The sequence below is a fragment of the Sphingomonas panacis genome, assembly GCF_001717955.1.
Classification (GTDB): Bacteria; Pseudomonadota; Alphaproteobacteria; order Sphingomonadales; family Sphingomonadaceae; genus Sphingomonas; species Sphingomonas panacis.
Window position 1 is genome coordinate 4,423,189 of the sequence record NZ_CP014168.1, and the last position, 20,664, is coordinate 4,443,852.

Here is a 20,664-nt window from a genome sequence, read left to right on the forward strand (position 1 = left end):
ATGGCAAAGAACGCAGTCAAGCCGACCGAGGAAGCCAGTCATCGGACGAGTAACTCCCTGTTCCAAATGGAGGACGACCTCAAAGCCTATGAGCAGATGCTGCTCATCCGGCGCTTCGAGGAGCGCGCGGGCCAGATGTACGGCGAGGGACTGATCGCAGGTTTCTGCCACCTCTACATCGGCCAGGAGGCGGTGGTTGTGGGCATGCAGAAGGCGATCGAGAAAGGTGATCAGGTCATCACCGCTTATCGCGACCATGGCCATATGCTCGCCCTCGGTGTCGATCCCGATGTTGTCATGGCGGAGCTGACCGGCCGCTCGACCGGCATCTCGCACGGCAAGGGCGGGTCCATGCACATGTTCAGTCCCGAACTCGGCTTTTACGGCGGTCACGGCATTGTCGGTGCCCAGGTGTCGGTCGGGACCGGCCTGGCCTTCGCAAACAAGTACAATGAGAATGATCGAGTATGCCTGACCTACTTCGGCGACGGCGCCGCCAATCAGGGCCAGGTCTATGAAAGCTTCAACATCGCCAAGATCTGGGACCTGCCCGTAATCTACGTCATCGAAAACAACCGCTACGGCATGGGCACCAGCATCGAGCGGGCATCGGCAACGACGAACCTCTCGAAGCGCGGCGCTTCGTTCAACATTCCCGGGGAGCAGGTCGATGCGATGGACGTGCGTGCGGTCTATGAAGCCGGCAAGCGCGCCGTGGATCGTGCCCGCGGTGGCGGCGGACCGTATATTCTCGAGATGTTGACCTACCGCTATCGCGGCCACTCGATGTCCGACCCGGCAAAATATCGCTCGCGGGACGAGGTCCAGAAGATGAAAACCGAGAACGATCCTATCGAACGAGTGCTGGGCCGCCTTCTCAATGACTGGAACATCTCCCCGGAGGAGGTGAAGGAGATCGACAAGCGCATAAAGGCGGTCGTCATGAAAGCTGTCGACTTTTCGATCCAAAGTCCTGAGCCGGACCCGAGCGAGCTTTATACGGACGTCTATGCTTAAGCTGCGAGGCGGCCTTCGTTTTGCGATGCCGCTGCCCTTTGCCTCCCCTGAAGCCGGATGACAGATCACCTCCTGTCCGTGACGTTCGTCGCGAGTGCTTTCTTCGCCGCCGGCTTCATCCAGGGTACGCTGGGCTTCGGCTTTCAAGCCATGGCAGCGGGACTGCTCATCCTGCAGCCAGGTTTGGAAATCCCGACGGACCTGATCATGCCCGCGGTCATCGTCAATGTCTGGCAGGTCGCGGCGGTGCGCTCATGTCCGATGTTGCTGCGCAGGTTCGGCGCGCTCGGCGCCGGCATTCTTGCGGGGAGCGCGGCGGTCCGTATGCTTGGCGTCCATGCTGATGGGTTTTGGCACACGGCGTTTGATTTCACGATGCTCGCGACGTCCGCCACCGCGCTCCTCTTCAGCGACCGGAAGCTCCCGCCTCAATGGGAACCGCGGCTTTCGCCGATCGTCGGCCTGAGCTCCGGCCTGGCCGGGGGGGTGACAGGGGTCGCCTTTCCGGCTCTCCTCTATCTTATCATTTTAAAGCTGGACCGTGATGAGCGCGTCGCCGCGCTGGGCTGCTTTTTCATGGCGCTGCTGCCGGCATCAATCGTGTTCCCGACAAGCTCCACGAGCGACCATCAAATATCGCTGAATTCCATCTGGCAGATAGCGCCTGTGGCCTTGGGATACGTGTTCGGCAGATTTGCGTACAGTGAGATGGACGGCCCCATGCTCGGTCGCTGGTACAAACTTGGACTGCTCTTCCTGGGCGCCAATCTGTCATCCATTTGACGGCGAAGCGTGGCTCGAAAAGTGAGAAGCCGCGCGGAACCAGTTGATCGCCATCTCAGTCAGACGCCCTTAAATTCCTTCGCCAACGTTGAAGTCCATTAAGCGAATTTGGCCGCGCTCAGGGCATCGACGACCACGCGCACCTTCGGCGCCAGATGGCGAGAGCCTGGCCACAAGATCGAGATCGGCGCTTCTTCCGCCGGCGTCGCAAGTGGCAGAAGCTCAAGCTCACCCCGTCGAATGTCATCGCCGGCGAGCCAGGTGGAGAGGTAGGCCAGGCCAAGACCGTGGACCGCCGCATCAAGCAACGCTTCACCATGGCTGATCGTGTGACGAGGCCTCACCGAGACCGGCTGAGCGATGCCATTTTCATCCAAAATCGTCCAGGGTAGCGGGCGCCCATCGCGAGCGAAGGCGAGGCAGTCGTGGTCTGCAAGATGACCGATCGTGGAGGGCCGGCCGCGACGTTCCAGATAGTTCGGCGCTGCGCAGACGACGGAGCGTTGCCATGCGATGCGCCGACCGACCAGATGGGCGTGGTCGCCCGGGTCGCCAAGCCGGACGACAAGATCGATGCCTTCCTCGATCAAATCCACTCGGCGATCCGTAAACGACACATCGAGATCAAGCGCAGGATGGGTCGCAAGGAGCTGAATGAGCACCGGCATGCAGTGTAGTCTTCCGAACGACACCGGCAGATTGATCCGTACCTTGCCGGAAACGAGCCGCTGCCGCGACGCCAACAGAGCCTCCGCCGTGTCGAGTTCCTCCAACACCTTCCGGCAACTCTCATAATAAGCCTGCCCTACCGGGGTGAGGCTCAGGCTGCGGGTCGTACGATGCAGCAACTGCGCGCCGAGGCGCGCCTCCAATCGAGCGACCATTTTCCCCGTCGCGGATTTGGACAACCCCATGCGGTCTGCAGCCGCCGTGAAGCTTCCGGTTTCCACGCTGTGCACGAAGGCGCTGATGCCCTGAAGCTGAGAATGCAAATTGATGCTCATCGATTGGCGAATTCCTGGAGGAGATGATCTGCCATTATATCGCGATACACGCCGCCATGTCGTCAATATCGTTCGTTCCTCACGAAGGTGGAAAGGACCAACAATGGCCGAGACAATGCACCGATGGCAGTTGCCCGCGTTCGGAATAGACAAGCTGGAGCTCGTGGAAGCGCCGATCCCCGAACCCGGCCGGGGCGAGTTGCTCGTACGAGTCTCGGCCGTGTCCCTCAATTATCGGGACAAGCTCGTCATCGAGGGGGATCTATTGCCCCTGGCGCCGGTGATGCCGTTCACGCCAGTTTCGGACATGGCTGGTGAGGTCGTTGCAGTCGGTGCGGGTGTCTCGCGCTTCCGGTCGGGTGACCGTGTCGTCGGCAATTTCTGGACGACATGGCTCGATGGAGAGGCCCCGCCGGACATGTCTCGGCACGGCAGATCACTTGGTGGGCCGCTGCCGGGCATGTTGGCGCAGTATGTCCTCCTGCATGAGGATATCGCCGTCGCCACACCCGCCTCTCTCACCGATAAGGAAGCCTCGACCCTTCCGGTCGCCGCGTTGACGGCCTGGTTCGCGCTCGTCGAAAACGGCCGCATCAAGCCCGGCCAGACCGTTCTGGTGCAGGGCACAGGCGGCGTCGCGCTATTCGGGCTGCAGATTGCGCGTGCGTCGGGCGCGAAGGTCATTGTCACCTCGCGCAGCGCCGCAAAGCTGGAACGCGCGAAGGCGCTCGGAGCCTGGGGCGTCATCGATACAGCAGCCAAGCCGCAATGGTCGGATGTCGCGCTCGACCTGACGGGCGGGCGCGGTGTCGACCATGTTCTCGAGCTGATCGGCGGCGATAACATCGCTCAATCAACCGCAGCCCTCGCCAGCGGCGGCCGGATTTCGCAGGTCGGCTTCCTCAAGGATGCCGAAATAGTCCTGTCGGTCGTGCCGATGATGCTGAAGCGAGCGGTCCTTCAGGGCGTCACGGTTGGCCATAGGAGGGCCTTCGAGGACATGGTGCAAGCGTTCGATACGCTGGCGATGAAGCCGGTGATCGATCGGACCTATCCCTTTGCCGAGGTCCGAGCAGCATTCGACCACCTTGAGCGCGGCCCGTTCGGCAAGGTGGTGATCGACATCGGCAAGGGAGGCTGATGCGGAGGGCGACCGCCGCTACTGCGCGCGCGGTGAACGCGTCTTGCTGAAAAGTGCCCAGATGTATTGAGCGGGGAGATATGCTCGGCCGAGGAGACTCGAGATACCGGCAAATCGTTGCGACGTAACGCCATCTCGCTTGGTTGCCGGGCACGGCCGGCAACCGCAGACATCGATCCCCAATGGCGCCGATTGGAGCTTCAGCCGGTCCATTCCACCCTTCCCCGTCCCGCCAAGAAGTCGAGTCGGGCGCGCACGCGGGAAGGAAACGGGCCGCCCTGCCCGATATGGATCGCGTGGAAATCCTCACGATCGCCCGGATTGAGATGATCGAGCACGGGAACCAGACGCCCTGCGGCGATATCGTCGCGGATCGTGAGATCGGCGAGACGGGCAATGCCAGCCCCGCCGAGGGCGACCTGACGCAAGGCTTTACCCTCGCTCGCCTGAACAGCCCGACCACGGGAACGACAACCGTCCTCCGTCATCATCGGTGCGCGCGACGAATACCAGCTTCGCTACAATCTTGGCGCCGTGGGCTGGACGTTGTCGGCGGAACAGATCGCCCAGCTTGACAGGGCCAGTGCCGTCACAGCACCCTACCCCCACTTCCCCTATCGGCGGCAGGAGGGCTTCGCGCGGATCAATCCGCCGCTTGCCGCATAAGCACCGCCGCCCCGCGAGCCAGAGGGACCCCGCGCCTCATGGGTAAACCGATGAAACTGCTTCTCGTCCCCGGCTTTATGTTGGACGCCGATCTCTGGACCGACCTGCGGCCGGGCCTCGACGCGATGGGAGAGGTCATCGATGTCGATACCACGCGGGACACATCGATTGCTGCGATGGCCCACCGAGCGCTTATCGCGACGGAAGGGCCGGTCATCGTCGTTGGCTTTTCGATGGGGGGCTATGTCGCCCGCGAGATCGCCTATCAGGCGCCGGGACGGGTGAAGGCGCTTTTGCTTGTCGCCACCTCAGCGGAGCCCGACGGTCCCCTTCTCAGGGAGACGCGGCGTCCCACGGGTGGCAAGGTACCACCATTTCGTCGCCTGAGCCGCCGCGCGATCGAGCGGTCACTGTCGCCGCGCTGTCGCACAGACGCAATGATCGAGCGCGTTCAGCGCATGAGTGAAAGGCTCGGCCCGGACGTCTTCGCGCGTCAGTCCAGCATCCAAAGAGCAGGCGATGCAGCTCGGCTGCGCGAAATCGACTGTCCCACCGCCATCCTCGCGGCCGGCGCCGATGAACTCCGCAGCGTGACGGAGAGCGAAGCGTTGCGGGACGGCATTGCGGGCTCGGTACTTACCATCGTCGAGGGCGCGGGCCACCTCCTTCCCTTGGAGCAACCGGCTACAGTGATCGCGGCATTGCCCGCCTTGATAGCGCCTCTTCGTTGAGCCTCAGGTGCGTCGAATGGCACTTCGCAGAAAACGGGCAAAATACGTTTAGACGATCCGCACGGTCTGAAGCGGGAACGGCAACGAGTGGTGGAAAGTGCGCGGACCGGTTTTGGTGATCGACCCCGCCGGAATAGTCCTTCAGCTTTAGCCGCATCGCCTGACCGCATGCGACCAGGTATTGCCGCTCACATGAGTGGGTCCGAACGTCCGGATTCGCCGGAAGCCGCCAACTGATCGCCGCTAAGCCGCCAGACAGTAAGCGCCGCTCAGATTGTCGTTCAATCAGTCACTCCCGCTCCCGACATCGGGCGCGTGGGGTTTGTGTGCTCGTCCCAATTCTCCATCACCGATTCGCAATTTCGGGAAAACACAATCGGGAACAGGTCTCGGAAGAGCCAAGCCTGTCGCCGGGTGCCTGCGCATGCAGTCACCCGCTAACCCGGCATCACGTTCGAGACCGTCCGAAAACGCGGATCATGATTCCCGTGCGCATCGCGGCGGTGTAATCTTCTGGCATGGCGTACATCGAGGGACATGCTCGGGACCAGGCGCTGCTGCTGCCGCCGTCGGTCGAGGACTATGTGGCGGCGGACAACCCGGTGCGGTTCATCGACGCCTTCGTCGACGATCTTGATCTGGGCGCTGCCGGTTTCCAGCGCGCACGGCCGAAGGCGACGGGGCGGCCCGGTTACGATCCGGCCGACATGCTCAAGCTCTACCTCTACGGTTACCTCAACCGGTTGCGGTCGAGCCGACGCCTGGCGGCGGAGGCGGGCCGCAATCTGGAGCTGATCTGGCTGCTGCGCGGGGTGCGGCCGGACTTCCGGACCATCGCCGACTTTCGCCGCGACAACCGGGGTGCGTTCAAGGCGGTGTTCCGCGCCTTCGTCCTGCTGTGCCGCAAGCTGGACCTGTTCGGGCGCGAGTTGCTGGCGGTGGACGGCACGCGGCTGAAGGCGGTGAACAGCCGGGCGCGCAACTTCAGCCGCGAACGGCTGGCGAGGTATCTTGCTGCGACCGACGCACGGCTCGAGCGCTATCTGGCGGAGCTGGACCAGATCGACCGTGGCGAGGATGGTGCCGGCACCGGTCGCGGCGAGGCGCTGGCGGTGAAGATCGCCCGGCTGCGCGAACAGCGCCAGGCCAGCGCGGCGCTGCTGGGCCAGTTGCAGGCCAGCGGCGAAGGGCAGATCTCGCTCACCGATCCCGACGCCCGCCTCATGGTCGCGCATTCCAAGGTCACGGTCGGCTATAATGCCCAGGTCGCGGTCGACGCGAAGCATAGCCTGATCGTCGAACAGCACGTCACCAACGCCTGCAACGACATGGGCCTGCTCACGCCCACCGCCGGCGCGGCGATGGAGGTGCTCGGGGTCGAGCGGATCGATGCCGTCGCCGACATGGGGTATCACTCAGGCGACGATATCGTCGCGTGCGAGGCGGCCGGCATCACGCCGTACATTCCCCGCCCGCATCGTGGCACCGCCACCGGCAACGGCCTCTTTCCCAAGGAGCGGTTCCGTTACGATCCCGTGGCCGACGCCTATCACTGCCCCGGCGGGCAGGTGCTGGATACCCGCTACGCTTCGGTGACGCGCGGGCATCTGTCGGTCCAGTATTCCAGCCCTGCCGCGTGCGCCGGCTGCCAGATCAAGGCGCGCTGTACCAAGGGCCGCTGGCGCCGCATCAATCGCGGCGAGCACGAGGCGGTCATCGAACGCATGGCCGAACGCCTCGCGAAGCGGCCGGGCATCCTCACCATCCGCAAGTCCACGGTCGAACACCCGTTCGGCTCGATCAAGCAGTGGATGAACCAGGGGGCATTCCTGATGCGCGGACTGGAGAAGGTCCGCGCCGAGTTCAGCCTGACGGCACTGGCCTACAATATGAGGCGCGCCATCACCCTCATCGGCGTGCTGGGGTTGATCCGGGCGGTACAGGCTTGAGCTGGAAGCCCGAACGCCTCGTCATTACGCCCTACACGGCCAGACAGGACACTTATCTCGGCCTCTCCGCCGCATAGATGTCGAAGATACCGGATCTCCAGCCAATTTACCGCCCGGCGCCCATACCGCCGCGCTGATAGACAGTTTTCGGACGGTCTCGTTCCCAATCAGGAAAAGCGCAACTCACCACTCGCACGATAAGCCGAGAGCGTTTCAGCCTTTAAAGACGACCGTCTTCCTGCCGTTCCGAATAACCCTGTGCGCCACATGCCAGGCAACGGCCTGCCCAAGAACCTGATTCTCGACCTCGCGGCCCTTGCGAATGAGATCGTCCGGTGAATCCTCATGGGTCACGCTTTCGACGCCTTGGTGGATGATCGGCCCCTCATCCAGATCGGCGGTGACGTAGTGTGCGGTTGCGCCGATCATCTTCACACCGTGGGCGTGAGCCTGATGATAGGGTTTCGCGCCTTTGAAGCTGGGCAGGAAGCTGTGATGAATGTTGATGCAGCGGCCTGACAGATGCGCAGCCAGGTCATCCGACAGGATCTGCATGTAGCGTGCGAGCACGACCAGCTCGGCGCCGCTGTCCTTAACCAGAGCCTTGATGCTGGCTTCCTGCTGCGCCTTGGTGTCGGGCGTGACCGGCAGATGGTGAAAGGGAATGTCCCGGATGTCGGTTGCCGTCAGCGCGGCGGCCGGATGGTTCGATGCGATCCCGACGATCTCGATCGGGATCTCCCCGATCCTCACCTTATAGAGCAGGTGCGCCAGGCAATGATCGAACTTCGACACGAGGATCAGGACTTTGACGGGCTGGTTTGTCGGCACCAGCTTCCAATCCATGTCGAACCCTTCGCCGAGTGTCGCGACCGCATCCGCCAGCACGGCTTGATCGCACCCGCTTTCGAAGACGACGCGGAGGAAGAAGCGGCCCGTCTCACGATCCTCGAACTGCCGGGATTCGAGGATGTTGCCGTCATTTTCGAAGATGATCCTGCTGACGCTGTAAACGATGCCGGGACGGTCAGGACAGTCGATGACCAGCGTGTAGGATCGTGACATTCGCTGTGCTCCGGAAGCGTTGCTGGCGAGGAAGGAAGGCGTCCGCTTACGGTGTCACCCCATATTCGTCCATTGCTCCTCCGTGCGAGAACAGAGCATAGGTCACGACCTCGCGGATGATCGCAGGCGCGAACATGGAAACGCGGCCCATTGAGGCTAGGAGCGCGCGCGGTGTCAGCCGGCCACCCTCTGCATATAGAAGACGATGAACCCGCCGCTCAATCAACCAGCCTCGCTCCGTGTTCGCCCCTGCATCACAGCTGACTATTCGCTGGAGGTGACGGTCAGGGATATTCCTGGGCTGGTACAGGTGGCGAAAGCGCTCCCGCCTTCGACGCAGATAGCGATCCCGTTCCTGCGCACTGACGACAAGGCAGCGCGCGTCGCAGCGATACGGGCCGTTCGTCAGCTCGGGTTCGAACCCATGCCTCATTTCGCCGCCCGACGGATCACCTCGGCCAGCACGTTCGACGGCTTCATGACCGAGACGGTTGCTGGCGGCGGCATCACGCGCTGTTTCGTCGTTGCCGGCGACCGGCTCCATCCGCTTGGGCCGTTCCCCGACAGCGCATCCCTGATCGCGACGGGCGCTTTCGAACGGTGTGGGGTGGAGACGGTCGGCATCGGGGGGCATCCAGAAGGCCATCCTGTCATGAGCGAGGCGGAATGCTGGGCCGTGCTGGAATCGAAGTGTCGAAGCATCGAGGAGCGCGGCATGTCGCCGATGATTGTCACCCAATTCGCCTTCGACGCGGACATCGTCCTGCGCTGGCTGGAGGGTCTTCGCGAACGCGGATTGCATCATCCGGTGCGGATCGGTGTTCCCGGTCCGGCGGGCGTAGCGACCTTGATGCGGTTCGCCGCTCAGTGCGGCGTCGGTGCGTCGACCGTCATCTTGGCGAAATATGGCATCTCCGCTACTAGACTATTGGGAACGTCCGGACCGGAAATGTTCGTGGATCGTCTCGCTGCCGGCCTGACGAACGAACATGGTCCGGTGCGACTTCACTTTTATCCATTCGGGAATATCGGCAAGACGGTGGACTGGATCAGCCACTATGCTTCAATCCGATAGAACGACCCTGCGCTTCCGCTTGTTCGAAGCCGCCTGCACCACCTGAGAGAATATCATGACGCCGATCGATCGACCCAAGCTTGTACCACCGGGCGGCCAGACCAAGGTTCTGCTGCATAGCTGCTGCGCGCCATGCTCGGGTGAAGTGATGGAAGCGATGACCGCCAGCGGCATCGATTATACCATCTTCTTCTACAACCCCAACATCCATCCCAAAGAGGAATACATCTTGCGGAAGGACGAGAACATCCGCTTCGCCGAGGACCACGGCGTGCCGTTCGTCGATGCCGACTATGACACGGTCAACTGGTTCAAGCGGGCAAAGGGGATGGAATGGGCACCGGAGCGTGGCGAGCGCTGCACGATGTGTTTCGACATGCGGTTCGAGCGCACCGCGCTCTACGCGCACGAGAACGGCTTCCCCGTCATCACCTCGTCGCTCGGCATCTCGCGCTGGAAGGACATGAATCAGATTAACGGCTCGGGCGAGCGCGCGGCGTCGCACTATCCCGGCATCGACTATTGGACGTTCAACTGGCGCAAGGGCGGTGGTGCTGCGCGCATGATCGACATCTCCAAGCGCGAGCGTTTCTATCAGCAGGAATATTGCGGCTGTGTCTATTCGCTGCGCGACACCAACGCCCACCGTGTGAGCCAGAGTCGATCGGAAATCGATATCGGCAAGCTCTATTATGGCGAGGCGGAGGGGGGGGGACGCATCGGTTTAGGCTTGCTCCGCCATCTCCCGATCCCGCTCGCTCCTGACACGCTGGTGCTGCGATGACGCGGATCCGATGGTCGATGCCACAACGTCAAACCGTCATATAAAGATATCTTTATATCGTTATTGACAGCTTCGGACCAATGGTGTTTAACGGCCACGTCGAGGTTCCCCATCCCAGGCATGGCGATGGGGCTAAGACGGGAAGCCGGTGGTGCCTTTCGGGGCAGAATCCGGCGCTGCCCCCGCAACTGTAAGCGGCGAGCGGCGGTTCCATTTCGTGTCACTGGGCTCCCGCAAGGTGCCTGGGAAGGCCGGAGCCACCGCGTTGACCCGTGAGCCAGGAGACCTGCCTTTGACGCGATAACGTTCCTCGGACGGGGGTTCCTCCGGTGGATCGCGCTTGATGCGACGGTCCGTGGCTTGCCGCCATCCGGTCCTGTTCACGCCTTGCGCGCTTTCGCCTGACCTCCCGCCCGCAAAGCCAGGGTTGAGTCATGACGAATAGCGGGTTCACATTCTCGATCAGCAGCTTGCCCTTCGACGAGAATTATCGTCCGGCCGACAACACGCGGATCACCACCAACTTCGCCAATCTTGCGCGTGGGGACAGCCGGCAGGAGAATTTGCGCAACACGCTGGAGATGATCGACCACCGCTTCAACGCGCTGATGCACTGGGACAATCCCAAAGGTGATCGCTACACGCTGGAGCTGAAGATCGTCTCGGCCGCGCTCACTCTTGGAGGCGGCGCGGACGACGAAGCGTTTCCGCTGATCGAGATCCTGCACACCACCGTCACCGACCGGATCAGCGGCGAGCGCAGCGACGGGATGATCGGCAACAACTTCTCATCCTATGTCCGCGATTACGACTTCAGCGTCGTCCTGCCCAATCACCTGAAGGCCGGGGGTGGCGGCGCGCCGGAGGACTTCGGCGATCTGCACGGCAACCTGTTCAAGCATTTCCTCGGATCGAGCGCTTACCGCGACAACTTCCGCAAGCCCCCAGTCATCTGCCTCAGCGTGTCGAGCAAGGAGGTCTATCACCGAACCGCCAACGTACATCCGATCCTCGGCGTCGAGTATCGCAACGACAAATTCTCGCCCACCGATCAGTATTTCGCAAAAATGGGCATGAAGGTGCGATATTTCATGCCGCCCCACAGCGTCGCGCCGTTCGCCTTCTACCATACCGGCGATTTGGTCAGCGACTATACGAACCTCGAACTCGCCAGCACCATCGCGACAATGGAGACGTTCCAGAAGATCTATCGCCCGGAAATCTACAACGCGAACTCGGTCGCGGCGGAGCATTATCAGCCGAGCCTGAGGTATCAGGACTATTCGCTGACCCGCATCGTCTATGATCGCGAGGAGCGCAGCCGCCTCGCCGTCGAGCAGGGCAAATTCGCCGAAGAGCATTTCATCAAGCCGCACTGGCCCGCGCTTCAGCGCTGGTCCGCGACCTGCGGCCTCTGATCCCCACCCATACGACAGGTATTTGCATCATGACGACATTGTTGCCGACGACGACTGCAGGCAGCCTGCCCAAGCCATCCTGGTTGGCCCAGCCCGAGACCCTGTGGTCACCCTGGAAGCTGGAGGGCGAGGAGCTGGTCGCGGGCAAGCAGGATGCGCTGCGCCTCGCGGTCGACGATCAGCGGCAGGCGGGCATCGACATCCTCGGGGACGGCGAGCAGACCCGCCAGCACTTCGTCACGACGTTCATCGAGCATTTGGACGGCGTCGATTTCGAGAAGCGCGAGACGGTGCGCATCCGCAACCGCTATGACGCCAGCGTGCCGACGGTCGTCGGGTCCGTCTCGCGGCCCACGTCGGTGTTCGTCGACGACGCCCGTTTCCTGCGTGCCCAGACCGATCAGCCGATCAAATGGACGCTGCCCGGGCCGATGACGATGATCGACACCCTCTACGACGCGCATTACCGGAGCCGCGAGAAGCTGGCGTGGGAGTTCGCCCGCATCCTCAACGAAGAAGCACGCGAGCTGGAGGCCGCCGGCGTCGACATCATCCAGTTCGACGAACCCGCCTTCAACGTGTTCTTCGACGAAGCGAACGACTGGGGCATCGCCACGCTGGAGCGCGCGGCCGAGGGGCTGAAGGCCGAAACCGCCGTCCACATCTGCTATGGTTATGGCATCAAGGCCAATACCGACTGGAAGAAGACGCTCGGCTCCGAATGGCGCCAGTATGAGGAAACCTTCCCCAACCTGCAGAAGTCGAAGATCGATATCATCTCACTAGAATGTCAGAACTCGCGCGTGCCGACGGACCTGATCGAGCTGATCCGCGGCAAGAAGGTGATGGTCGGCGCGATCGACGTCGCGACGGATACGATCGAGACGCCGGAGCAGGTCGCCGACACACTGCGCAACGCGCTGCGCTTCGTCGATGCCGACAAGCTCCTGCCCGCCACCAACTGCGGGATGGCGCCGCTGTCGCGCGACATCGCTCGGGGCAAGCTGAAGGCGCTGGGTGCCGGTGCCGAGATCATCCGCAAGGAACTGGCGGCCTGAGCGACAGCCGTCATCGTCTGGCCTTTTCGGCCCGGACGATGGCGCGCCTTACCTGAAAGTTTCTCCGGCGCGGTCGATCCCGCCCGTCCATGACGGGGCGGGCACGGTGCCGGGGAAATCGTTGCATAAACGGTTCGCACGCATCTGCGCGTCACGGCGGACCGCAAGACCGGATTATCATCTATGAAGGCCATCCTGAGCCGGCTGCGGATCGACGCCTACATCCTTGCGATCGTCGCAATGGTGGTGATCGCCGCGATCCTGCCCGCGCGGGGCGCGGGCAAGGACGTGCTCGACATCGTGGTGCACGCCGCCATCGCACTCCTGTTCTTCATCTATGGCGCTCGGATCTCCCGACAGGCGATCTGGACGGGCATCCTCCATTGGCGGTTGCAATCGCTGGTTTTCGTGACGACGTTCGTGGTGTTTCCGCTACTGGGCTTCGGGATCGCCAAACTCGCTGACGGGCATCTGGACAGCGGCCTCGTCACCGGGCTGATGTTCGTCGCGCTCTTGCCCTCGACGGTGCAGTCGTCGATCGCGTTCACGTCGATCGCGCGCGGCAACGTACCCGCCGCCCTGTGCTGCGCATCCCTGTCGAACCTAGCAGGGGTGGTCATTACGCCGCTGCTGGCGACGATGGTCCTCAGCGCCGGGACAGGCGGCATGTCGCTGGATGCGGTGGGCGAGATCGCGCTCCAGATCCTACTGCCGTTCGTGGTCGGTCAGTTCGCACGACCACTGATCGGCGAATGGTTGAACCGGCAGAAGACGCTGACGATGCTCGTCGATCGCGGCTCGATCCTGCTGGTCGTCTATTCCGCATTCAGCGCAGGCGTCGTGGCCGGTATCTGGAGCAGGGTGACGCCGCAAAGCCTCGGGCTCGTCATCGTTCTCGACCTCGTCATGCTGGCCATCGTGCTGGTCGCAACCACGGCGGCAAGCCGCTTCCTGCGCTTCACCACCGAAGACGAGATCGCCATCGTGTTCTGCGGATCGAAGAAGAGCATGGCGAGCGGCCTGCCGATGGCCAACATCATCTTCCCCGCCAGTGCGGTCGGACTGATCGTTTTGCCACTGATGCTGTTCCACCAGATGCAGTTGATGGTCTGCGCGGCATTGGCCCGGCGCTACGCCCGGCGCGCCGAGACGGCCGTTCCGATCGTCCCTGCTCGCACATGATCTCATCCCCCGATGCCGATGCGTCTGGCGCTCCAGGACCGAAACCGATGAACCTGTTGACCCCTATCGATGGAGAGACAGATCTGCGCCGTGTGTTCAGCCGGTTCCCGACCGGTGTCACCGCGCTCTGTGCGATGGACCAGGACGCGCCTGTCGGCATGACGGCGAGCGCTTTCGTCGCCATCTCTATCACGCCGCCCCTCGTCTCGGTCTGCATTAAGCATGGCTCGGCGACCTGGCGGCAATTGCGCAGCTTCGGTCGCATCGGCATCTCGTTCCTCGGAGCGAGCCACGCCGCGACCGCGCGTCAGTTGGCGCAGAAGGGCGGCGATCGCTTCCAAGGGCTTGGATACGAGACGACCCCGGACGGCGCGGTGTTCCTGACCGATGCCGGCGCTTGGCTGGACTGTTCGGTCGAGCAGGAGATCGCGGCGGGCGATCACGACATCATCCTGTTCCGGCTCCACCGTGCCACGACCGCGGAGGAGATCATGCCGCTGGTCTTTCACTCCAGCGTTTTTCACACGCTGACGCCGATCGGGTAGCGCCGGAGGGGAGGATCGCAACCGTCTTCTCACCGGCCGAGATCCCAGTCGATCACGCCTGCGGCATGGCTTCTGGAACGATCGTCTTCACGATCGATGCGTCCAGCGCCTCGTAATCGTGCAACCCGATCACGTCGTAGAGTTCGGCCCGCGTCTGCATCCGCTCGACCATGTTGTGCGTGCCGCCATCGCGCTGGATCGCGGTGTACAGCTCGGCCTGCGCCTTGTTGGCGACGCGTAAGGACGACACCGGCCAGATCACCATCTTGTAGCCCATAGCCTCGAATTCTTGTGACGTGAAAAACGGGGTCTTGCCGAACTCGGTCATGTTGGCGAGCAGCGGCACGCCTGGCATCGCGGCCGCGAACGCTTCGAACATCTCGCGACTGGTCAGCCCTTCCGGGAAGATCGCGTCCGCGCCTGCCTCGACATAGGCCTGGGCGCGCTCGACCGCGGCGTCGAAGCCATCGACCCCGACCGCATCGGTGCGGGCGACGATCACCAGATCCCGCGCCGCCTTACGAGCGGCCGCGACCTTGGCCGCCATGTCGATGGTCGGGACCAGGCTCTTGCCGTTCAGGTGGCCGCATTTCTTGGGCAGGATCTGGTCTTCGAGATGGACCGCGCCGGCTCCGGCATCCTCGAACGTCCGCACCATGTGCATGACGTTCAGCGCCTCGCCATAGCCGGTGTCGCCATCGACCAGCAGCGGCAGCGCGGCCGAGCGCGCGATCTGACGGATGAAGAACGCCACCTCATCGATGGTGATGATGCCCAGATCGGGGAGCCCCATCGACGCGGTCATCGCCGCCCCCGACAGGTAGAGCCCATCGAACCCGGCATTGCGGGCCTGGATCGCGGACTGGCCGTTGTGGGCGCCCGGCAGACGGTAGATGCCCGGGCGCGACAGCGCGGCACGGAAGCGCTTGCCTGCGGATTCGGTCGGAAGTTCGGCGGCAACAAGGTACGGCAAAGCGAAATACTCCTTCAGGCAGCGAGATGGTCGCCGCGGGCGGCGAGCGGCACCCAGGCGAGGTCTTCGGGGCCGGTGTAATTGGCGGACGGGCGAATGATCTTGTTGTCCTGGCGTTGCTCGATGACATGCGCCGCCCAACCACTGGTGCGTGCGATGACGAACAGCGGCGTGAACATCGCGGTCGGCACGCCCATCAGGTTGTAGGAAACGGCTGAGAACCAGTCGAGGTTCGGGAACATGCGTTTGGCGTTCCACATCACCTCCTCGATGCGGGCGGCGACGGCGAATTGGCGCTGGGCACCCGCCTCGTCGGCAAGCGCCTTGGCAACGCGCTTGATGACGACGTTACGCGGATCGGCCACGGTATAGACCGGATGGCCGAAGCCGATCATGACCTCCTTGGCCTCGACGCGGCGACGGATGTCGGCTTCCGCCTCGTCGGGGGTCGCGTACCGCTTCTGGATTTCATAGGCGACTTCGTTCGCGCCGCCATGCTTGGGACCGCGCAGGGCGCCGATGGCGCCGGCGACGGCCGAATACATGTCCGAGCCGGTGCCGGCGATCACGCGGGCGGCGAAGGTCGAGGCGTTGAACTCATGCTCGGCATAGAGGATGAGCGAGGTGTGCATCGCGCGCATGAAGCTCTCGGACGGTGCCTCACCGTGCAGCAGGTGGAGGAAATGCCCGCCGATGCTGTCGTCGTCGGTCTCCACCTCGATCCGGCGACCATGATGCGCGAAATGATACCAGTAGAGCAGGATCGATCCGAGCGAGGCCATCAGTCGGTCGGCGATGTCGCGTGCATCGGCAACATTATGATCGTGTGTTTCCGGCAGGACGCAGCCGAGCGCAGACACGCCCGAGCGCATGACGTCCATCGGGTGCGCCGCGGCCGGGATCGCCTCCAGTGCGTCCTTCACCGAGCGCGGCAGGCCACGCAGCGTCCGTAGCTTCTTCTTGTAGGACGCGAGCTGCGCCGCGGTCGGCAGAGTGCCGTGGACCAGCAGATGGGCGATCTCTTCGAACTCGCTCGTCTCGGCGAAGTCGAGAATGTCATAGCCGCGATAGTGGAGGTCGTTGCCGGTGCGCCCAACGGTGCACAGCGCGGTGTTGCCAGCGGTTACGCCCGAGAGCGCGACCGATTTCTTCGGCTTGAAGGTGGGGAGGTCGTTCATCGGTCTGGCTTTCCTCTCAGAAACTGTCGGCGGGGACGTGGACATGACCGTCCATCAGCACCCGCGCGCTGCGGCTCATGACCGCCTTGGTGATGATCCATTGGCCGTTCGCCTGGTGCGCTTCGGCACCGACACGCAGCGCGCCGGACGGATGGCCGAAGCGGATCGATGTCCGCTCGCCGCCCCCGGCGGCCTTGTTGACCAGCGTGCCTGGCACCGCCGCTGCGGCGGCAATGGCGACGGAGACAGTGCCCATCATCGCGTGGTGTAGCTTGCCCATCGACAGCGCGCGGACCAGCAGGTCGACCTCGCCAGCCAGTACCTCCCGACCGCTCGACGTGCGGTGATCGATGGGAGAGGCGACGAAGGCGATGGCCGGCGCGCGCGTCGTCTTGACGATGCCCATCGCCTCGGCTCCGGCCGTGCGCAGCGCCTCGAAGCGGGCGAGCGCGTCCACGTCGCCGTTGATGGCGTCGCGAAGCTCGGCGCCGGTATATCTCAGATCCTCCGCCTCGACGAAGACGGTCGGCACGCCGGCATTGATGAGGGTCGCCAGGATCGTGCCGCCCGGCACGACGGCGTCGTCGACCTTCAGCGTATCGACCGGATGGCCGGTCGGGAATAGCGCGTCCGACGCATCGGCGGGGTCGACGAACTCCAGCACGATCTCGGCGGCCGGGAAGGCGACACCGTCGAGCTCGAAATCACCCGTCTCGATGACCTGCCCATCGGCGACCGGCACATGGGCGACGATGGTCTTGCCGATATTGGCCTGCCAGATGCGGACCGTGCACAGGCCGTTGACCGCTCGGGCAACGTCGACATAGCCGGCCGCAATCGCGAAGGCCCCGACCGCGGTGGACAGGTTTCCGCAATTGCTCGACCAGTCGAGCGCACCGCTGTCGATCGCGATCTGCCCATAAAGGTAATCGACGTCATGGCCCGCTCGGGTCGCCGGGGAGACGATCACGCATTTGGATGTGCTGGACGTCGCACCGCCCATGCCGTCGATGTGCGCGCCATACGGGTCGGGGCTGCCGATGACACGGGCGAACAGCCGGTCGCGCGCCTCGCCCGGCGCCTGCGCACGTTCGGGCAGGTCTTCGACTCGGAAGAACACGCCCTTGCTGGTGCCGCCACGCATATAGGTGGCCGGGATGCGGACCTGCGGCGTCATGCTGCCGCGCTCGACGCGAGGAAGTCCTGCGCGAAGCGTTGCAGCACGCCGCCCGCCTCGTAGATCGATACCTCTTCGGCGGTGTCGAGGCGGCACAGCACCGGCACCTCTTCGGCCGATCCGTCACGCCGCTGGATCACCAGCAGCAATTGTGCGCCGGCATCCGGGGCACCCGACACGTCGAACGTCTCGGTCCCGTCGACCTTCAGCCCCAGGCGCGTGGTGCCGGGCATGAACTCCAGCGGCAGCACGCCCATGCCGATGAGGTTGGTGCGATGAATGCGCTCGATCCCTTCGGCGACGATCGCCTCGACGCCCGCGAGCCGGACCCCCTTCGCTGCCCAGTCGCGCGACGATCCCTGCCCGTAATCGGCACCGGCGATGATGATGAGCGGTTGCCGGCGACCGAGATAGGTTTCGATCGCCTCCCACATGCGAACGACGGTGCCGTCCGGCTCGATCCGGGCGAGGCTGCCCTTCTTCACCGCGCCGTCGACCACCGCCATCTCGTTGACGAGCTGGGGGTTGGCGAACGTCGCGCGCATCGCCGTCAGGTGATCGCCGCGGTGGGTTGCGTAGGAGTTATAGTCCTCCTCGGGCACCCCCATCGCGGTCAGATATTCGCCCGCGGCGCTGGTCGGCAGGATCGCGTTCGACGGCGACAGATGGTCGGTGGTGATGTTGTCGGGCAGGATCGCGAGCGGGCGCATCCCCGTGAGCGTGCGCGGACTGGCGGCCAGCGCACCCAGGCCATTGGTGTCCCAATAGGGCGGCCGGCGGATATAGGTCGATTGCGGACGCCAGTCGTAGAGCGGGCTGACCGGCGCGCTGCTGTCGCCCGAGCGTGCGAACATCGGCTCGTAGACCTCGCGGAATTGCTCGGCCTTCACATGGTCGCGCACGATCGCGTCGATTTCGGCATCGCTCGGCCACAGGTCGGCAAGCCGAACCTCGCGACCATCGGGCGCGATGCCCAGCACGTCCTTCTCTATGTCGAGCCGGATCGTGCCGGCGATGGCGTAGGCGACGACCAGCGGCGGTGAGGCGAGGAACGCCTGCTTGGCATAGGGGTGGATGCGCCCGTCGAAGTTGCGGTTCCCCGACAGGACGGCGGTCGTGTAAAGGTCACGCTCAACGATCTCGCGCTGGATGACAGAATCGAGCGCGCCCGACATGCCGTTGCAGGTCGTGCAGGCGAAGCCGACGATGCCGAAACCGAGCTGTTCCAGCTCGCGCAGCAGATCGGCTTCTTCGAGATAGAGCGCGGGCACCCGCGATCCGGGCGCGAAGCTGGTCTTGACCCACGGCTTGCGCGTCAGGCCGAGCGCATTGGCCTTTTGCGCCACCAGCCCCGCCGCGACGACGTTGCGCGGGTTCGAGGTGTTGGTGCAGCTCGTGATCGCCGCGATGATGACCGCGCCGTCCGGCATCAGTCCTTCGCGCTCCTGCGCGATGGCGCCATCGAGATCCTTTGCCACGCCGCGGTCGTGGAGCGCGGCGGTCGGCAGGCGCCGGTGCGGGTTCGACGGACCGGCAAGGTTGCGCTCGACGTTGCCCAGGTCGAAGGTCAGCACCCGCTCATACTGCGCGGTCGCCAGCGCATCGCCCCACAGGCCCACCGCCTTGGCATAGGTCTCGACCAGCGCGACCTGTTGGGGCGCGCGATTGGTGAGCAGCAGATAGTCGAGCGTCTGGCGATCGATGTAGAACATCGCTGCCGTGGCCCCATATTCCGGGCACATGTTGGAGATGGTCGCGCGGTCGCCGATCGACAGGCTGTCGGCGCCGGGACCGAAGAACTCCAGCCAGGCCCCGACGACGCGCTCCTTGCGCAGGAACTCGGTCAGCGCGAGGACGATGTCGGTCGCGGTAATGCCTTCCGGCCGCCGCCCCGTAAGCTCCACGCCGACGATATCGGGGAGTCGCATCATCGACGGGCGGCCGAGCATGACCGTCTCTGCCTCAAGGCCACCGACACCCACCGCGATCACGCCGAGTGCGTCGACATGCGGCGTGTGGCTGTCCGTGCCCACGCAGGTATCCGGGAACGCGATGCCGTCGCGGACCTGAATGACCGGCGACATCTTCTCCAGGTTGATCTGGTGCATGATGCCGTTCCCCGCCGGCACCACATCGACGTTGTCGAAGGCACGCTTGGTCCACTCGATGAAGTCGAAGCGGTCCTCGTTGCGCCGGTCCTCGATCGCGCGGTTCTTGGCGAAGGCGTCGGGGTCGAAGCCGCCATGCTCGACCGCCAAGCTGTGGTCGACGATGAGCTGGGTCGGGACAACGGGATTGACCTTGGCGGGATCGCCGCCCTGATCGGCGATGGCGTCGCGCAGGCCCGCGAGGTCGACCAGCGCCGTCTGCCCGAGGATGTCGTGGCAGACGACGCGGGCCGGATACCAGGGAAAATCGAGATCGCGCCGGCGATCGGCGATCTGGATCAGCGCGTCGTTCAACAGCGCCGGGTCGCAGCGGCGAACCAGTTGCTCAGCCAGCACGCGCGACACATAGGGAAGCGTGTCATAGGCCCCGGGGCGAATCGCCTCGATCGCGGCACGCGCATCGAAGTAAGCGAGAGCCGTACCGTCGAGCGGTTTCTGATAAGCAGTGTTCATCGGGTTCCCGGGTTCCATTGGGCGAGCCGCGTGGCGATCGACGCGCTCGGTCGGGTGAAGGTCGAGAAGGTGAAGCGGCCAGCGGCGACCATGCAGTCGCATCCCGCTGCGTCGCGCCCGCTGGCGAAGACGGCGATGACGAGACCATCGTCACTGCGGCTGACGCACGATGCCTCGAACACGACATCATCCAGCTCGGCGCGCAGTTCGATATCGTGGCAGCGGTGAAGCGAAACGCTTCCCCCCAAGACTTCTCGTGCGCGTGCCGTCGCTGCCCCGAGGACACGTTCGAGAAGG

Annotated in this window: 19 protein-coding genes and 1 riboswitch; of the genes, 11 read left to right on the forward strand and 8 right to left on the reverse strand. The window is 63.9% G+C overall.

Going from position 1 to position 20,664, the window contains the following annotated elements:
* Both pdhA and J0A91_RS20440 read left to right on the forward strand, forming a co-directional pair.
* Entirely contained in the window at nucleotides 1-1,017 is a 1,017-nt protein-coding gene (pdhA, locus tag J0A91_RS20435) for a pyruvate dehydrogenase (acetyl-transferring) E1 component subunit alpha (RefSeq protein WP_083224823.1), read from the forward strand.
* 57 nt (nucleotides 1,018-1,074) lie between these two features.
* Complete coding sequence (locus J0A91_RS20440) at nucleotides 1,075-1,800, forward strand: TSUP family transporter (protein WP_069206443.1); 726 nt, start codon at nucleotides 1,075-1,077, stop codon at nucleotides 1,798-1,800.
* Between the two features lie 98 nt (nucleotides 1,801-1,898).
* On the opposite strand, the gene J0A91_RS20445 is transcribed toward J0A91_RS20440, so the two are convergent.
* A complete protein-coding gene (locus J0A91_RS20445; protein WP_069206444.1) occupies nucleotides 1,899-2,804 on the reverse strand; it encodes a LysR family transcriptional regulator in 906 nt (301 codons plus the stop codon).
* A 103-nt stretch (nucleotides 2,805-2,907) separates the two neighbouring features.
* On the opposite strand from J0A91_RS20445, the gene J0A91_RS20450 reads away from it, so the two are divergent.
* Nucleotides 2,908-3,945, forward strand: coding sequence for a zinc-dependent alcohol dehydrogenase family protein (locus J0A91_RS20450; RefSeq protein WP_069206445.1), 1,038 nt, complete (start codon nucleotides 2,908-2,910; stop codon nucleotides 3,943-3,945).
* 200 nt (nucleotides 3,946-4,145) lie between these two features.
* Here J0A91_RS20450 and J0A91_RS20455 read toward each other — a convergent pair whose 3' ends face one another.
* Nucleotides 4,146-4,373 (reverse strand): type 2 periplasmic-binding domain-containing protein, encoded by a 228-nt coding sequence (locus J0A91_RS20455; protein ID WP_069206446.1) that lies wholly within the window; start codon nucleotides 4,371-4,373, stop codon nucleotides 4,146-4,148.
* A 288-nt stretch (nucleotides 4,374-4,661) separates the two neighbouring features.
* On the opposite strand from J0A91_RS20455, the gene J0A91_RS20460 reads away from it, so the two are divergent.
* The gene (locus J0A91_RS20460; protein WP_069206447.1) at nucleotides 4,662-5,342 is read left to right on the forward strand and encodes an alpha/beta fold hydrolase; all 681 of its coding nucleotides are present in this window, start codon (nucleotides 4,662-4,664) and stop codon (nucleotides 5,340-5,342) included.
* Nucleotides 5,343-5,860: 518 nt separating this feature from the next.
* On the forward strand, nucleotides 5,861-7,291 hold the full coding sequence (locus tag J0A91_RS20465) for an IS1182 family transposase (protein ID WP_069206448.1): 1,431 nt from the start codon (nucleotides 5,861-5,863) through the stop codon (nucleotides 7,289-7,291).
* A gap of 213 nt (nucleotides 7,292-7,504) precedes the next feature.
* Here the strand turns inward: J0A91_RS20465 and purU are convergent, their stop codons facing one another.
* The gene (gene purU, locus J0A91_RS20470) at nucleotides 7,505-8,356 is read right to left on the reverse strand and encodes a formyltetrahydrofolate deformylase (protein ID WP_069206449.1); all 852 of its coding nucleotides are present in this window, start codon (nucleotides 8,354-8,356) and stop codon (nucleotides 7,505-7,507) included.
* A 205-nt stretch (nucleotides 8,357-8,561) separates the two neighbouring features.
* Between purU and J0A91_RS20475 the strand changes: the two genes are divergently transcribed.
* The 6 genes from J0A91_RS20475 to J0A91_RS20500 all read left to right on the forward strand — a co-directional run bounded on the left by J0A91_RS20475 (nucleotide 8,562) and on the right by J0A91_RS20500 (nucleotide 14,418).
* Entirely contained in the window at nucleotides 8,562-9,431 is an 870-nt protein-coding gene (locus J0A91_RS20475) for a methylenetetrahydrofolate reductase (RefSeq protein ID WP_069206450.1), read from the forward strand.
* 55 nt (nucleotides 9,432-9,486) lie between these two features.
* The gene (locus J0A91_RS20480) at nucleotides 9,487-10,215 is read left to right on the forward strand and encodes an epoxyqueuosine reductase QueH (RefSeq protein ID WP_069206451.1); all 729 of its coding nucleotides are present in this window, start codon (nucleotides 9,487-9,489) and stop codon (nucleotides 10,213-10,215) included.
* Between the two features lie 86 nt (nucleotides 10,216-10,301).
* Nucleotides 10,302-10,523, forward strand: a riboswitch (cobalamin riboswitch).
* 126 nt (nucleotides 10,524-10,649) lie between these two features.
* Nucleotides 10,650-11,633 (forward strand): DUF1852 domain-containing protein, encoded by a 984-nt coding sequence (locus J0A91_RS20485; protein WP_069206452.1) that lies wholly within the window; start codon nucleotides 10,650-10,652, stop codon nucleotides 11,631-11,633.
* A gap of 29 nt (nucleotides 11,634-11,662) precedes the next feature.
* Nucleotides 11,663-12,691, forward strand: a complete 1,029-nt coding sequence (locus tag J0A91_RS20490) for a methionine synthase (protein ID WP_069206453.1) — start codon at nucleotides 11,663-11,665, stop codon at nucleotides 12,689-12,691.
* Between the two features lie 183 nt (nucleotides 12,692-12,874).
* On the forward strand, nucleotides 12,875-13,873 hold the full coding sequence (locus tag J0A91_RS20495) for a bile acid:sodium symporter family protein (RefSeq protein WP_069206454.1): 999 nt from the start codon (nucleotides 12,875-12,877) through the stop codon (nucleotides 13,871-13,873).
* Nucleotides 13,874-13,920: 47 nt separating this feature from the next.
* On the forward strand, nucleotides 13,921-14,418 hold the full coding sequence (locus tag J0A91_RS20500) for a flavin reductase family protein (protein ID WP_069206455.1): 498 nt from the start codon (nucleotides 13,921-13,923) through the stop codon (nucleotides 14,416-14,418).
* Between the two features lie 52 nt (nucleotides 14,419-14,470).
* Here the strand turns inward: J0A91_RS20500 and prpB are convergent, their stop codons facing one another.
* The 5 genes from prpB to J0A91_RS20525 are packed head-to-tail and all read right to left on the reverse strand — an operon-like array spanning nucleotide 14,471 to nucleotide 20,615.
* Entirely contained in the window at nucleotides 14,471-15,391 is a 921-nt protein-coding gene (gene prpB, locus J0A91_RS20505) for a methylisocitrate lyase (RefSeq protein WP_069206456.1), read from the reverse strand.
* A gap of 14 nt (nucleotides 15,392-15,405) precedes the next feature.
* Complete coding sequence (gene prpC / locus J0A91_RS20510; RefSeq protein ID WP_069206457.1) at nucleotides 15,406-16,569, reverse strand: bifunctional 2-methylcitrate synthase/citrate synthase; 1,164 nt, start codon at nucleotides 16,567-16,569, stop codon at nucleotides 15,406-15,408.
* 16 nt (nucleotides 16,570-16,585) lie between these two features.
* Entirely contained in the window at nucleotides 16,586-17,746 is a 1,161-nt protein-coding gene (gene prpF, locus J0A91_RS20515; RefSeq protein WP_069206458.1) for a 2-methylaconitate cis-trans isomerase PrpF, read from the reverse strand.
* Nucleotides 17,743-20,367 carry a Fe/S-dependent 2-methylisocitrate dehydratase AcnD gene (gene acnD, locus J0A91_RS20520; protein ID WP_150127008.1) on the reverse strand — a complete coding sequence of 875 codons (2,625 nt, stop codon included), beginning with the start codon at nucleotides 20,365-20,367 and terminating at the stop codon, nucleotides 17,743-17,745. Before acnD ends, prpF begins: the two co-directional genes overlap by 4 nt.
* The gene (locus J0A91_RS20525) at nucleotides 20,364-20,615 is read right to left on the reverse strand and encodes a hypothetical protein (protein ID WP_240502104.1); all 252 of its coding nucleotides are present in this window, start codon (nucleotides 20,613-20,615) and stop codon (nucleotides 20,364-20,366) included. Before J0A91_RS20525 ends, acnD begins: the two co-directional genes overlap by 4 nt.
* Nucleotides 20,616-20,664 lie beyond the last annotated feature (49 nt).

Excerpts from the sequence above, each read along its gene's own strand:
- acnD (WP_150127008.1), bottom strand. The coding sequence starts at position 20,367 with ATGAACACTGCTTATCAGAAACCGCTCGACGGTACGGCTCTCGCTTAC.
- prpF (WP_069206458.1), bottom strand. The coding sequence starts at position 17,746 with ATGACGCCGCAGGTCCGCATCCCGGCCACCTATATGCGTGGCGGCACC.
- J0A91_RS20460 (WP_069206447.1), top strand. The coding sequence starts at position 4,662 with ATGAAACTGCTTCTCGTCCCCGGCTTTATGTTGGACGCCGATCTCTGG.
- pdhA (WP_083224823.1), top strand. The coding sequence starts at position 1 with ATGGCAAAGAACGCAGTCAAGCCGACCGAGGAAGCCAGTCATCGGACG.
- J0A91_RS20500 (WP_069206455.1), top strand. The coding sequence starts at position 13,921 with ATGAACCTGTTGACCCCTATCGATGGAGAGACAGATCTGCGCCGTGTG.
- J0A91_RS20480 (WP_069206451.1), top strand. The coding sequence starts at position 9,487 with ATGACGCCGATCGATCGACCCAAGCTTGTACCACCGGGCGGCCAGACC.
- J0A91_RS20445 (WP_069206444.1), bottom strand. The coding sequence starts at position 2,804 with ATGAGCATCAATTTGCATTCTCAGCTTCAGGGCATCAGCGCCTTCGTG.
- J0A91_RS20440 (WP_069206443.1), top strand. The coding sequence starts at position 1,075 with ATGACAGATCACCTCCTGTCCGTGACGTTCGTCGCGAGTGCTTTCTTC.
- prpC (WP_069206457.1), bottom strand. The coding sequence starts at position 16,569 with ATGAACGACCTCCCCACCTTCAAGCCGAAGAAATCGGTCGCGCTCTCG.
- J0A91_RS20475 (WP_069206450.1), top strand. The coding sequence starts at position 8,562 with ATGAACCCGCCGCTCAATCAACCAGCCTCGCTCCGTGTTCGCCCCTGC.
- J0A91_RS20490 (WP_069206453.1), top strand. The coding sequence starts at position 11,663 with ATGACGACATTGTTGCCGACGACGACTGCAGGCAGCCTGCCCAAGCCA.
- J0A91_RS20485 (WP_069206452.1), top strand. The coding sequence starts at position 10,650 with ATGACGAATAGCGGGTTCACATTCTCGATCAGCAGCTTGCCCTTCGAC.
- J0A91_RS20465 (WP_069206448.1), top strand. The coding sequence starts at position 5,861 with ATGGCGTACATCGAGGGACATGCTCGGGACCAGGCGCTGCTGCTGCCG.
- J0A91_RS20450 (WP_069206445.1), top strand. The coding sequence starts at position 2,908 with ATGGCCGAGACAATGCACCGATGGCAGTTGCCCGCGTTCGGAATAGAC.
- J0A91_RS20495 (WP_069206454.1), top strand. The coding sequence starts at position 12,875 with ATGAAGGCCATCCTGAGCCGGCTGCGGATCGACGCCTACATCCTTGCG.
- purU (WP_069206449.1), bottom strand. The coding sequence starts at position 8,356 with ATGTCACGATCCTACACGCTGGTCATCGACTGTCCTGACCGTCCCGGC.